At 37.8% G+C, this 13751-nt stretch carries 10 protein-coding genes; 4 read left to right on the top strand and 6 right to left on the bottom strand.

Annotated features, from left to right (window positions below):
- Positions 1–115: 115 nt before the first annotated feature.
- A complete protein-coding gene (locus GQR44_RS07445) occupies positions 116–1072 on the bottom strand; it encodes a LysR family transcriptional regulator (RefSeq protein ID WP_166370839.1) in 957 nt (318 codons plus the stop codon).
- Positions 1073–1264: 192 nt separating this feature from the next.
- Between GQR44_RS07445 and GQR44_RS07440 the strand changes: the two genes are divergently transcribed.
- From GQR44_RS07440 to GQR44_RS07430, 3 genes are all read left to right on the top strand, one after another.
- Complete coding sequence (locus tag GQR44_RS07440) at positions 1265–2470, top strand: multidrug effflux MFS transporter (protein ID WP_166370837.1); 1206 nt, start codon at positions 1265–1267, stop codon at positions 2468–2470.
- A 137-nt stretch (positions 2471–2607) separates the two neighbouring features.
- Complete coding sequence (locus GQR44_RS07435; protein ID WP_166370835.1) at positions 2608–3396, top strand: M48 family metallopeptidase; 789 nt, start codon at positions 2608–2610, stop codon at positions 3394–3396.
- A 413-nt stretch (positions 3397–3809) separates the two neighbouring features.
- On the top strand, positions 3810–4298 hold the full coding sequence (locus GQR44_RS07430) for a hypothetical protein (protein ID WP_166370833.1): 489 nt from the start codon (positions 3810–3812) through the stop codon (positions 4296–4298).
- A gap of 163 nt (positions 4299–4461) precedes the next feature.
- Here GQR44_RS07430 and GQR44_RS07425 read toward each other — a convergent pair whose 3' ends face one another.
- On the bottom strand, positions 4462–5445 hold the full coding sequence (locus tag GQR44_RS07425; RefSeq protein WP_166370831.1) for a hypothetical protein: 984 nt from the start codon (positions 5443–5445) through the stop codon (positions 4462–4464).
- A gap of 255 nt (positions 5446–5700) precedes the next feature.
- On the opposite strand from GQR44_RS07425, the gene GQR44_RS07420 reads away from it, so the two are divergent.
- Positions 5701–6159 (top strand): Lrp/AsnC family transcriptional regulator, encoded by a 459-nt coding sequence (locus tag GQR44_RS07420; RefSeq protein WP_166370829.1) that lies wholly within the window; start codon positions 5701–5703, stop codon positions 6157–6159.
- A gap of 105 nt (positions 6160–6264) precedes the next feature.
- On the opposite strand, the gene pntB is transcribed toward GQR44_RS07420, so the two are convergent.
- From pntB to rapA, 4 genes are all read right to left on the bottom strand, one after another.
- Positions 6265–7635, bottom strand: a complete 1371-nt coding sequence (gene pntB / locus GQR44_RS07415; protein ID WP_166370827.1) for a Re/Si-specific NAD(P)(+) transhydrogenase subunit beta — start codon at positions 7633–7635, stop codon at positions 6265–6267.
- Between the two features lie 2 nt (positions 7636–7637).
- Positions 7638–9179: a Re/Si-specific NAD(P)(+) transhydrogenase subunit alpha gene (locus GQR44_RS07410; RefSeq protein ID WP_166370825.1), complete on the bottom strand. Its 1542-nt coding sequence runs from the start codon at positions 9177–9179 to the stop codon at positions 7638–7640.
- A 342-nt stretch (positions 9180–9521) separates the two neighbouring features.
- The gene (locus GQR44_RS07405; protein WP_166370823.1) at positions 9522–10181 is read right to left on the bottom strand and encodes an RluA family pseudouridine synthase; all 660 of its coding nucleotides are present in this window, start codon (positions 10179–10181) and stop codon (positions 9522–9524) included.
- 65 nt (positions 10182–10246) lie between these two features.
- Positions 10247–13159, bottom strand: a complete 2913-nt coding sequence (gene rapA / locus GQR44_RS07400) for an RNA polymerase-associated protein RapA (RefSeq protein ID WP_166370821.1) — start codon at positions 13157–13159, stop codon at positions 10247–10249.
- Positions 13160–13751: the final 592 nt, after the last annotated feature.

The raw sequence follows: 13751 nt of genomic DNA, 5'->3' as shown, positions 1-13751 counted from the left end.
CGCTTTAAGCGCCTTTATTATAGCTCTAGTTTTAAATCAGTAATAAGTTCGATTAAACAGTGTGACTACATAACCTTGTTTATTCTCATACTATCTAGTCTGCTCTCAATAACTCTTAGTTAAACGTATCCGCAACACTTCGGCAAATCATTTCTCTTACCCATTTATGCCCTAATTCATCACTATTACGTTGATTCCATAATAAAACATAAGCCATATTTTCAAATGTAAAAGGCAGAGGAATTTCTTTCAGCGGATAGAGTTTTTGTGCGTGCGGTACAAAGCTTGAAGGAAGGGTAAATATTAAATCACTATGAGCACAAACACTCGCAGCCCCATAGAAGTCAGGTAAAGTACTAATAATATTGCGCTTTTCACCTTTTTTTTCTAAATGATAATCTAATGCCCATAGGTTATTCCCTTCACAACAAACTTGTAAGTGATTGTATTGTAAATAAGTCTCCCTATCCCAAGTCCCACTTTCTAGTGCAAGTAATGCGGGATGGTGTTCATTCACTAAGCAGGTTTGTTGATCATGAAATAATATGCTGTGGGCAATACCATCAGGTAAGTTCTGTGTGCTTAAACGCTGATCTTGATAGAAATCTATTCCGGTAATACCAAAGTCCACTTTGCCTTGAAGTAGCGCCTGCATTGAACCTTCTTTCCAACTTAATACATCCAAGCGAATATGCTTTGCTTGTTGTAATAACGGACTAATGAAGCAAGCTAATAATGTGGCGTAAGCACTTTCGAGCATGCTGATGGAAAAGTGTCTGTCACTGCTAAGTGGATCAAAATTTGGCGCTTGTGTAAGTTGGTATAAACCTTGTAATAAAGGGGATAGTTTCGGCTGTAGCTCTAGTGCATGAGTCGTTGGTTTTAAACCATGCGCAGTACGGGTGAACAATGGATCATGTAGTGTAGCCCGTAAGCGGGTTAAACTCTTACTGAGGGCTGACTGACTTAGGTTTAAGCGTAACGCTGCCCGTGTCACACTCTCTTCTTCCAGTAGTACCTGTAAAATAAGCAATAGATTTAAATCTACACGCGCAAGTTTATCAATGTTCATGGGTGATATTCCTATTGGGAAATTAAGATCTGAATTAATATCATTTCTGTTCATATCATAACTGATTTACACTACGAAAGTTAATTACCCTTTATTTTTAATTTTTTTAATGTGCCTTACTAATAGTAGCCGTACTAATAGTATCTAGTGCATTAAAGATTGCCAGTTACCTATTTTATATAAGAGATTGAGATGACCCTGAAGTTATTACCTATTTTAATGATCATGGTGGTATTAAGCCCCTTGGCGATAGATATCTATTTGCCTTCGATGCCACAAATGGCACAAGATTTTTCTGTTTCAGATATGCAGGTTCAATCTACGTTAGTGTTATTTATATTTTCGATGGGGATAGGGCAGATTCTGATTGGTCCCTTAGCGGATAGATTTGGGCGTCGTCCTATTGCTCTGTTTGGTATTTGTTCATATATCGCGAGCAGCCTACTAGCAGCTTTAGTTGTAGATTTTGAATATTTACAACTAGCACGTGTATTACAGGGCGTTGCTGCCTGTGCTACTTCTATTGTGGTATTTAGCGCCGTGAGAGATCGGTTTGATGCACAAAAAAGTGCACATTATTACAGTTATTTGAACGGTGTTATTTGTGTTATCCCTGCTTTAGCTCCAACTTTAGGTGGGTTGCTTGCATTACAGTTTGGTTGGCGTTCTACTTTTATATTTATGGCTTTATACGCTGTAATAGTGTTATTTGTGGTGGCATTTAAATTACCTGAAACACGTCCCGAACACAGTAATAATAATGCTGCTTTATACCGCTGGGCACGTTATCAGCCAATTTTAGCTAACAGCCACTTTGTTTTTTATGCTCTCACTTGCATGATCGCAATGGCTAGTATTTTGACCTATGTTTCCTATGCGCCGAGTTGGATCATTAAGCACTTAGGCTTGGATGAACTGACCTTTAGTTATTTATTTGGTTTTAATGCGATCGTTAACATTAGTGCGTGTTTTCTTGCCCCTAAAGTGATTAAAAGATTAGGCAATCATAAAACGGTGACAGTTGCATTGTGGACTATGGTGCTTTCTGCTGTTTTACAGGTCATATTCCAACAACTACCCGTCACCAACACATTATTAGGCGGGTTGTACTTTATGGTCCCTATGCTTTTTTTATGTATTGGTTTTGCATTATTATTAGGGCCTGCAACATCAATGGCTTTAAGTGCCTTTGGAGAACGGGCGGGAACGGCTAGTGCTCTTTTAGGCTGTATTCAAATGAGTGGTGCTGCCTTACTAGCTGGATTAATACAGCAAACAAACCTGAGTGCTCCCTATGCAAATGTAGTGATGATTGGTGCTGGCAGTGTAATATTATTAATGACTATGTTTTTGCCGCAATACAAACATTGGCATCAAGAGCAAATAAGTTACACATAAGAGGCAAACGATGGCTGCATTAAATTGTATAGCCTATTAATTCTAAAGTAGGTGTTTTTTGATATTTAAAATACATTGGCATTATTGGTTTTAGCCTGAGATAATAAATTAATTAACCATTTGTAATTGGACTTACTATGAAGCATTCAATCTTAAAATTATCACTACTAAGCTCTGCTATTTTATTAACTGCATGTGTTACCTCTTCACCTACAGGGCGTAACCAGGTGTTATTGTTTGATGGCGCTGAAATGGCTGACTTAGGTGCAAAATCATTTGCGGAATTAAAAACACAGGAAAAAATCAATCAAGATCCTAAAGTGAATACCTATGTACAATGCGTTAGCAAGCAAATCACTGATACCTTAGGTAAACAACCTGATTTCGACCAGTGGGAAGTAGTGGTATTTGATAGTGAACAGGTGAATGCCTTTGCATTACCGGGTGGTAAAATAGGTGTTTATACTGGTTTATTGCAGGTAGCAAAAAATCAAGATCAACTCGCTGCGGTTATTGGACATGAAATTGCACACGTTCAAGCAAACCATTCTAATGAGCGTTTATCTTCAAGCCAGATAACAGGCTATGGAACACAAATAGCACAAACTGCCATAGGTACGACTGAATATGCTGATATGGGTATGGCTGCCCTAGGATTAGGTGTTCAATATGGTATTACTATGCCCTATGGTCGAGCTCAAGAATCAGAAGCTGATATTGTAGGTCTACACCTAATGAATGATGCAGGTTTTGATGCTCAGGAAAGTATTGCGCTCTGGAGAAATATGGCGATTGCTTCAGGTGGAAGTGAGCCAATGGAGTTTTTATCAACTCACCCATCTAATGAAACCCGTATTAATAACTTAAGTGATGAATTAAAAAAATTAACTAAAAGCAGTAAACAACATCCTAACTGCACAATGTAATTTGCTCAGTTGTAATTTACTCAGTATAGCTATGCCACTTTAACTTGTACTAGAACAGTGGCGTAGTAGTTTGAGTATGGTATTTTGCTTCAAGTGATCTAGGTGAGTTAAGTAGTCTAGTTCACTATTAACCTTGCTCACCATTAACCTCGTTCATTGCTAATCATAATCAGCTCTTATTATGCTATAAGTATTTATTTTTAACTCCTTCCATTTATAGCACTCCCACAAGATTTGTTTATTTAACTCACTTTTACTGCTTAATCTCATACCTCAATAGTTTATTTTTTACTGAGATAGTCATTATTTTTGTGCTTCAGTATGCGTTTTTCTATATCCAATATGACCCATACTTTTCTAGGAGTAACATCAAGCCTCTTCTTCTGCTTATTAATAATTGGGAGGTGTGTGCTATGAGTTACCGATGTAAGCATTATGATATTAAAGAACTTGTGACTCCTCAGATGTATAGCGATTGGGGGGATCGTTGCTGGACCTTATTTGATGATAGATTATTACGGCTAATTGATACCTTAAGGGATCAGTTAGGATCCTGTACTATTAATGATTGGTCATGGGGAGGTAAATTTAAAAATAGTGGGCTTAGAGATCAACACTTTTATGGCTCAACGGACAAATATTTAGCTAGTCGCTCACAACATAAATATGGTCGAGCTGTTGATATGAAGTTTAAACAAGTTTCAGCTCAAGCAGCCAGAAAATATATTATTGAACATCAGGCACTATTAGGTGATATTAAGTTTGTAGAGTGTGGTCCGTTAAAACAGGGGCAAGAGATGAACTGGGTGCATATCGATGTAAGGAATGAACTGCAACTTTGTTGTTGGTCGCCTTCTGAAGGAGTTATTGACCAAGCAGAGGTGGTTAGACGTCACCTTTAATTTTCATGCTAAAGCATTTAAAGTAAATGCCATATAAGATAACCATATACATTTTATAATATTATTAAGTTAATGGTACTCAGTTCAAGCTAACTCTTTAGTGTAGTTAGCTTAATATAGATTGCAGTTAGCTTATATGGTGTATGTATTCCTTTGTTATTGCCTATGTTGCTGATTGCATCTTGTTTGATGCAACACTGCGATATAAATAACGTTCGCAAAACACTGGCGATAGTTTTCTGATGGTTGCTGCTAATACGGCAATGATAATAAATGAAAACAATAATCTCCCCCAAAAAATGGTATTAAAATCAGCTCCCATTAATAAAATTAGTAATGTATCCTCAATTAAACTATGTAATAAATTTAGCAACATAATTGAAGTGAATACATCACGTGCCGCTACATGTCCTTTTTGCGCTTCGTGTATTAATAACCCTCCGCCAAATGAAAGTCCTAATGTAGCACCAATAATAGTAATATTAGTCGCCTCTTGGCTGATCCCTAATAACCGTAAAAAAGGTTTCAAGATGATCGCCATTAACTTTTCAATACCTAGTATTTTTAAAATCTTTAACGTGAATAGCAAGATTGATATAACGAAGAAGACCATCACTAAATTTTGCAGCTGGTTCATTGCCCAGTCAAGATAACCACTTTCCACACTGACTTCAGGAGACCAAAGCATTTTAGCGGGCTGGTTAAGGCTATCCGTTAATTGATAGGTCAGGTGTAATAACCACGCTAATAGTAAGCTGCCGCCAATGCGCAGAGTCAAGGTAACCCATAAACTGACTCCGGCTTTTTTCGCGATTGTGGCCTCAATAGGTAATGAATGCGCAAGTAGCATCATGCTGCCGAGCACCGAGGCTTGTGCGACAGTTAGTGTGTCATCTATGGTAATTAAGACGATCAAACCAGCATAAATATTGGTCAGTAGGGTTGTTGCCCAGACTAACCCCATGCTATCCGGTAAGCCTACGGTTTGCATCAGAGGTCCAAGTAATTCACTTAATAAAACAATCCCACCTAGATCTTCAACGATTTTTATTACAATTAATACTGGGATCATGACTTTAAAAAGAGTGAATGTAACATTAAAAATATCTCTGCCTAGCTCAATGAAAAAATGTTTAACGGATTGCATCATACTGACCTTTATTATGTGTTTTCTTAAATTTAATAAGCTATATGATACATAAGATAGTTGTAACTAAATTTCAAATATTGTTTCCTAGTTGCTTAATATTTCTTTTATTTCTCTTTTAAAGAAATATTTCCACTAATAATGGGGCTTGAGAGAAATAATAGATTACAGAGAAAATGTTAAAGTTAAGGTGAAGTCATAGAGTTAAGGTAAAGTCATAGGGTTAAAAGAAAATAATAGTGTTAAGGCAACATAATGGATATTGATAGAATTGATCGTGCGATATTGATGTCGCTACAAAAAAATAATCGTCTACGTAACATTGAGCTTGCTGATAAAGTTGGGTTGTCAGCGCCCGCTTGTTTAAAGCGTGTTAAACGTTTACGAGAGGGCGGAGTTATTATTGCTGATGTTTCAATCATTGATGCGCAGTTAGCGGGCAATAAAATGACCTTGATTGTTTCTATTGAGATGGAACGAGATAGAGCTGATATTTATCAGAAATTTAAAAACTCAATTATCAAAGCTAATGAAGTGATGCAATGTTACCAAATATCCGGAGCATATGATTTTGTACTGATTGTTTGTGTACAGGATATTCAAGCCTATGAAGCATTTGTTGACCGTGTGTTACATACGGATTTAAATATTAGGAAGTTTCATACTTCAGTTTCATTGCGCACGGTAAAGCATAGTACGGCTATCGACCTTTAATAAACAAAAAAGCCGAATCATCATTTTGATTCGGCTTTTAAAGTAAATGTTACTGCTTACTTAACTATTTATTAGCTTGCTAATTAAAGGTTATAAGCTTGCTAATTATAGGCTAGCTAAAATTGCATCTACCGATGCTTTTGCATCACCTAATAACATTTCAGAGTTGTCTTTAAAGAACAGTGGATTTTGTACACCAGCATAACCAGCGCCCATTGAACGTTTAAATACGACTACTTTCTCTGCTTCCCAAACACTTAATACTGGCATACCTGAAATAGGTGTACCTGGTTCGTTTGCTGCAGGGTTAACGGTGTCATTTGCACCAATAACTAATACAACATCAGTATCAGGGAAATCTTCATTGATTTCATCCATCTCTAATACGATATCGTAAGGTACTTTTGATTCTGCAAGTAGCACGTTCATGTGACCAGGTAGACGGCCCGCAACAGGGTGAATACCAAAACGTACATTTTTACCTTTAGCGCGTAAACGTTTAGTAATTTCAGCTACTGGATATTGTGCTTGCGCAACAGCCATCCCGTAACCCGGTACAATAATGATATTTTTTGCAGCATTTAATGACGCAGCAACTTCTTGTGCCGTTGTTTCATGGTGCTCACCGTATTCTTGGTCACCTTGTTCAAATGTTTCAGTACCAAAACCACCTAGGATAACGCTCACAAATGAACGGTTCATCGCTTTACACATAATGTAAGATAGAATCGCACCACTTGAACCCACTAATGCACCTGTGATGATAAGTAAGTCATTTGCTAACATGAAACCTGTTGCGGCAGCTGCCCAACCTGAGTATGAGTTAAGCATTGAAACAACTACTGGCATATCAGCACCACCAATAGAAGCCACTAAGTGCCAACCGAATGCTAATGCAATCACAGTCATGATGATAAGTGCTGTTAAGCCTAAGTCACCGCTTACAAAAGCAACTAACAGGAAGGCTGCAGAAGTTACCGCTGCAATGTTGATCCAGTTTTTACCCGGTAAAGATAACGCAGAGCTATTGATTTTTCCGCTTAATTTACCGTAGGCAACGATAGACCCAGTGAAAGTAACCGCACCGATGAAGATACCTAAGAATACTTCAACATCATGGATAGTTTGCGCTGCAGAGGCTAAAACTGCATGGTCTAAGTAAGAGTTAAAACCAATAAAGGTTGCCGCTAAACCTACGAAACTATGCAGGATTGCAATTAGCTCAGGCATCGAAGTCATTTCAACTTTTAATGCTAAGCGAACGCCAATACCAGCACCTACTGCCATGGCAATGGTGATGTAACCTAAACCAGAAACCTGTGAGCTAGCAATGGTGGCAAAAACGGCAATAATCATACCGATAATACCGAATACATTACCTCTTCGTGCACTTTCTTGGCTACTTAAGCCACTAAGGCTGGCGATAAACAGGATGGCTGCAATAACATAAGCAGCAGTAATTAATCCTTGAGACATGATTATTTATCCTTCTGGAACATTTTCAACATACGATGTGTCACGGTAAAGCCGCCCACGATGTTGATGGTTGCAATTAAGATTGCAATCGTTGATAAAGCGGTAACAACATTACTATCACTACCGACTTGCAGTAATGCGCCGATAATGATGATGCCACTGATCGCGTTGGTAACACTCATGAGTGGTGTGTGTAGTGAATGAGCAACATTCCAAACTACACCGTAACCAACAATACAGGCCAACATAAATACAGTGAAATGCGCTAGGAAATCAGCAGGAGCAACACTTGCTAACCAACCAAATAAACCAGCCGCAACAACCGCTACAGCAGGTTTAATCCATTTGTTTGGTTCTTTTTCTTCAACAACAACTTCAGCTTTTTGTTCTGCTTTTGCAGTCGGTGCTGCACTAACATTGATTGCTGGTGGTGGCCAAGAGATTTCACCTTCTTTAACAACCGTTGCACCACGGATAACTTCATCTTCAAAGTCGATATCTATTTGACCGTCTTTGTTTTTACAAAGCAGTTTCATCAAGTTGACTAAGTTAGTTGCATATAGTTGGCTTGATTGAGTTGGTAAACGACTTGGTAGATCAGTGTAACCAATAATTTTTACACCGTTTTCAGTTTCAAAGACTTTATCTTTTACTGTTAGCGCTGCATTACCGCCAGCAGCTGCTGCTAAATCAACAATCACACTGCCTGACTTCATTGATTTAATCATGTCTTCAGTAATGATTTTTGGTGCAGGTTTACCTGGGATAAGTGCGGTAGTAATGATGATATCAACATCTTTTGCTTGTTCTGCCATCATTTCAGCTTGCGCTTGTTGATAACCTTCACTCATCGTTTTAGCGTAACCGGTAGTACTAACTTCAGTTTCTTCAGTGTAATTCACCTCAAGAAACTCTGCGCCCATACTTTCGATTTGTTCTTTTACTTCAGGGCGAGTATCAAATGCACGAACAATTGCACCTAAACTACCTGCAGCGCCTAAAGCGGCAAGACCTGCAACACCAGCACCTACAATCAATACTTTTGCTGGTGGCACTTTACCTGCTGCAGTAATTTGGCCTGTAAAGAAGCGACCAAATTGGTTTGCTGCTTCGATAACTGCTCGGTAACCGGCAATATTTGCCATTGAGCTTAATGCGTCTAATGCTTGTGCACGAGAAGTACGAGGTACACTATCCATCGCAATAACGCTGATGTTTTTAGCTTCTAATTGCTTTAATAGTTCTGGGTTTTGAGCTGGCCAAATAAAGCTAACTAATGTTGCGCCTTCTTTGATTAGTTTAATTTCTGCTTGGGTCGGCGCATTCACTTTGAAAATGATATCTGATTGCCAAACCGTTGCTGCATCAGTGCTAATTTCTGCACCTGCATCTTGGTAGGTTAAATCAGAAAAGCTAGCTGCTGTTCCCGCGTTTTTTTCTACCAGGAAAGTGAAACCTTGTTTAATTAATAGCTCAACAGTATTAGGTGTTGCGGCTACACGGTTTTCATTTTCTTGGATCTCTCTAGGTATACCTATCTGCATAGTAATTCCATGATCGCTTATTGTTATATTGAGTTATAAAAAGTGTATTTTATGTGTCATTTAAAAGGAGGAGTAGATATAAATTATCGTTACCTTTTATTAAAATTTACCACTGACTTACAAAAGACTGGCTATGTGCTTTTTTGTATCGTTTATGGATTTTTATTCACAATAAATTTTGCCAAGCTAAAGCTTAGTGAAAAAACGTGACTTAGGCTACCATTTTCAGCGGTTTTGAATGGTTTTTATGCAACATTAAGGTTACTTAATATAACCATTAATCATAAGCAGTGATTTTGTTAAGTTATTGTTAATAGAAACTATCCCTTAATTTATATTTGTTTACATAAAAGGAGCAGGGCATTCAAAAGTGATACGTTTTTCTGTTGTTGGGTGGGTTAAAGTAATACTTCCCGCATGTAAAGCAAGACGTTGTGATAGTTTTTTTCCAAATTCAGAGGCGTAGAATTCATCGCCAATAATTGCATGACCTATCTGCTGTAAATGAACCCGTAACTGATGAGTTCTTCCGGTCAATGGGGTTAACTTGACCAATGTAGTTTGTTGGTTGCGCTTTATTACTTGCCATTCAGTTTGTGAACTTTTACCTAATTCAAAATCTACAATTTGTCGTGGTCTATTCTCCCAGTCACATCGTAAAGGCAAATCAATTAAACCCGCATCTTTTTCAATGATTCCTTCCACGCTAGCAAAGTAGGTTTTATTAATCACTTTTTGCTGGAATTGACGTCCGAGATGACTTTGTGCGGATTTTTTCAGCGCAAGAACAATAATGCCAGAAGTAGCCATGTCTAAGCGATGTACAACACAAGCATTAGGCCAAACACGTAAAACACGTAATGCTAAACTGTCTTTATGCCATGGGTCACGGCCGGGTACACTTAATAATCCGGAAGGTTTATTCAGTACTACGATATCTTGATCTTGATGAATGATATCTAAGTATGGTGACATCGGCGGGTTATATACAAAATTTGGCATTGAATCTCTGCTATCAGCAATAAAAATAATCGGCTACTAAGCATGTTGCTTAATAGCCGAATAAGTTATGAATGAGTTGAAACGATAAAACGAACGGCATCGAGTTTGAGTTGTGTATTATCTAATATCTGCTCAAAACTTGTCTGCTGGTCACGGGAATATTGAATTTCTTCTTCACGTATATTCGGGTTTACCGCTTTCAATGCTAACAAACGTGATCTCTCTTGTTGCAAAGTACGTTGCATTGTTTGCTTCGCTTCATCAATAACTTCAGCCATTAATGTTTGTGCAGTAGGTAAAGACTGTTTAATTAACTGGTCTATTAATGCCTGTGATGCATTGGCCACTTTACGGCTAATATGACGATTGATTGGCGTTAGCTGACGATTGAAACTATCGAAAGTGACATTTTCTCCAAGGTTTTTTGCATTTTTATCTAACAATAAGCGGATCGGAGTGGTCGGTAAGAAGCGACTTAATTGTGCATTTTCAGTGTTTAACGCTTCAACAACGTAAATAAGCTCTAAGAACGTTGAGGCAGCCGGTAATGAATTGTTTTTTAAGATAGCCACAGAGGTTGTACCTGTATCTGAACTTAATACCATATCCATGCCGTTGCTAATGATCGGGTGTTCCCATGTTAAATAAGCAATGTCATCACGACTTAAAGCGGTTTGACGGTTAAAAGTAACCGTGATGCCATCTTCAGGTAACCCAGGATAATCAGACGCTAACATGTGATCTGTAGGTTTTAAAATTAAACAATGTTCACTGCTATCTTCCTGCTGTACCCCCAACACATCAAACATTTGTAATGCAAAACCAGTGAAGTGCGGTAATTGATCTATTTCAGTAATATCATCCAACAAGTTACTGTTTTGTAATACACCACTTGAGTTAATTTCTAATAGCTTATCGCGCCCTTGTTCTAAGTTGGTTTTTAACTCTGCATTTAATTTAGCGGTACGTTGAATCAAGTGTTCTAACTGTTGCTCGCTATTATCACCGGTTGCCAATAAATTAATTAATTCATCTTTAACCGCTTCGTATACCGTATGGCCAGTAGGGGTGGTTTGCGTAAATGCAGATAAACCTTGTTCATACCACTGTTGTAAAAAGGCTTGTGAAGTTTCTTTTAAGTACGGCGTATAAATTTGTATATCACAACGTTGCCCAATTCTATCTAATCGGCCGATACGTTGTTCCAACAAATCTGGGTTTATAGGTAGGTCAAACAAAACTAAGTGATGAGCAAACTGGAAGTTACGACCTTCTGAACCTATTTCAGAACACACCATCACCTGTGCACCATCTTCAACTTGTGCAAAATAAGCTGCTGCTTTATCTCGTTCTATTAATGATAGCCCTTCATGGAAAACGGCAGCTTTGATTGCTTCGCGTGTACGCAATGCTTCTTCAATAGCTAAAGCGGTTTGTGCCTGTGCTGCAATAATTAAGATCTTTTCATCTTTATTCTGCTGGATCAGGTCAATCAACCAGCTAATACGTGGATCAAAGGCACACCATGAATTATCCGTAGAAGCTTCAAATGCTTGGTAGATCTGTTCTGGATACAAGGCTGTAAAAGCTTGTTCAGCTAGAGTACCAACAGGCATCATTTTAGATACTTTCATTGCTGTTTTATATTGGTCAGGTAAGGGTAAAGCAACTGATTTTAATAAGCGTTTTGGAAAACCTTTAATAGCAGAACGCGTATTTCTAAATAATAAACGCCCTGTACCGTGTCTATCTAATAATCCACGGATTAATTCTTGCTGCGCAGACTGTTGTTCATCTTCATCAATAGTAATATCAGTGATCACATTTAATAATGGCTCAACATCTTGTTCAGAGAGCAATTCAGTAATACTGTTTTTTGCTTCATTGCTTAGGAATTTTCCGTCTAATAACTGGTTTACTGCATCTACTACCGGCTTATAGCCTGCTTCTTCATTAACAAAAGCTTGATAATCATAAAAACGATTAGGATCTAATAAGCGTAAACGAGCAAAGTGACTTTCGTGACCAAGTTGATCGGGTGTTGCTGTTAATAACAATACACCTGGAATTGAGTTAGCTAGTTTTTCAATTGCATTGTATTGCACACTTGGTTTTTCTTTATCCCAGATAAGGTGATGAGCTTCATCAACGATCAACAGATCCCAAGTCGCTAGTAACGCATTTTTTAAATGCTTTTGTTTACGAATTAAATCAATGCTACATAGCACAAGTTGTTCAGTATCAAATGGGTTAACAGCATCAAGATAAGCTTCTTCACAGCGTGTTTCATCAAAAATACTAAAATGTAAATTAAAGCGGCGAAGCATTTCTACTAACCATTGGTGCTGTAAATTTTCAGGCAATACAATTAATACTCGTTTAGCGCGTCCAGTGATTAGCTGCTGGTGGATGATTAATCCTGCTTCAATGGTTTTACCCAAACCTACTTCATCGGCTAATAAAATACGCGGTGCATGGCGTTGCCCAACTTCTTCTGCAATATAAAATTGATGAGGAATTAAATCTACGCGAGGGCCCAGTAGACCGCGTAAGTGAGAGCGTTGTTGTTGGTGCTGATTTAATAAAGACTTGTAACGTAAAATGAAACGATCGAATTTATCAATTTGTCCTGCGAATAGCTTATCTTGCGGTTTATTAAATTTGATAAAGTTATTAAGAAAAGTTTCTTTTAATTTAGTTTCTTCACCGGTATCAACACGGGTACCAACATAAGTAATAATATTATCGTTTTCTTCAATATCCGTGACTAATAAAGTCCAATCGGCATGGCTTAAAACTTCATCCCCAATATTAAAGCGTACGCGAGTTACCGGTGCTTCTTGAATCGAATATAGACGTTGTTCTCCCGACGCAGCGAACAACAATGTCAGCATACGTCCTTCTATAGCAACAATAGTACCTAAACCTAACTCTGATTCAGCGTCACTAATCCAACGCTGGCCTAACGAAAATGTCATAAAAACTCACTCATCATTTGTAACTAAAGAAAAACTAACTAACAGAAAAGCTGCGTATGTTACCTAAATCCTAATCAAACATACTAGCGATAAATAGAATAAATATAGTGAAAATAAAAATAGCATATAAATGAAAGAAAAGAGTGGTTTGTTTGATATTTAAGCAAACGAAAATAAATCGTAATAAAACACTTGCCAATGTGATCTCAACCCCTATAATGCGACCCCACAGACACGGGGTGTAGCGCAAGTTACTCAGCGAGTTTGAGAATAGTTTTTAACGTATTAACGCTTCGTGGTTCGCTTCGAAATTAAGTTAAATTAAAACGTTGACAATGTTCGAAAGGCGCGTATTATACGCCGCCTAGCCGCAAGGCACGCTCTTTAACAATTTAATCAAACAATCTGTGTGAGCACTTGTTGTTGATGTGATTTCAAAAAAATCAAAGTCCTACTTGTTAGGCAACATCAATAATAGTGACACACGAAATAATTCATTTACATTGAAAGATTTATCTTTCAATGAATAACGAAGCGAATGAACTTGTTCAATCGCAGTTATTTCAGAATAATAAATTGTTAGTTTCTTATA

The sequence above is a fragment of the Psychromonas sp. SA13A genome, assembly GCF_011378715.1.
Taxonomy (GTDB): Bacteria; Pseudomonadota; Gammaproteobacteria; order Enterobacterales; family Psychromonadaceae; genus Psychromonas.
This window is presented reverse-complemented; position numbering and strand designations above follow the sequence as displayed.

Excerpts from the sequence above, each read along its gene's own strand:
- GQR44_RS07445 (WP_166370839.1), bottom strand. The coding sequence starts at position 1,072 with ATGAACATTGATAAACTTGCGCGTGTAGATTTAAATCTATTGCTTATT.
- GQR44_RS07440 (WP_166370837.1), top strand. The coding sequence starts at position 1,265 with ATGACCCTGAAGTTATTACCTATTTTAATGATCATGGTGGTATTAAGC.
- GQR44_RS07435 (WP_166370835.1), top strand. The coding sequence starts at position 2,608 with ATGAAGCATTCAATCTTAAAATTATCACTACTAAGCTCTGCTATTTTA.
- GQR44_RS07430 (WP_166370833.1), top strand. The coding sequence starts at position 3,810 with ATGAGTTACCGATGTAAGCATTATGATATTAAAGAACTTGTGACTCCT.
- GQR44_RS07425 (WP_166370831.1), bottom strand. The coding sequence starts at position 5,445 with ATGCAATCCGTTAAACATTTTTTCATTGAGCTAGGCAGAGATATTTTT.
- GQR44_RS07420 (WP_166370829.1), top strand. The coding sequence starts at position 5,701 with ATGGATATTGATAGAATTGATCGTGCGATATTGATGTCGCTACAAAAA.
- pntB (WP_166370827.1), bottom strand. The coding sequence starts at position 7,635 with ATGTCTCAAGGATTAATTACTGCTGCTTATGTTATTGCAGCCATCCTG.
- GQR44_RS07410 (WP_166370825.1), bottom strand. The coding sequence starts at position 9,179 with ATGCAGATAGGTATACCTAGAGAGATCCAAGAAAATGAAAACCGTGTA.
- GQR44_RS07405 (WP_166370823.1), bottom strand. The coding sequence starts at position 10,181 with ATGCCAAATTTTGTATATAACCCGCCGATGTCACCATACTTAGATATC.
- rapA (WP_166370821.1), bottom strand. The coding sequence starts at position 13,159 with ATGACATTTTCGTTAGGCCAGCGTTGGATTAGTGACGCTGAATCAGAG.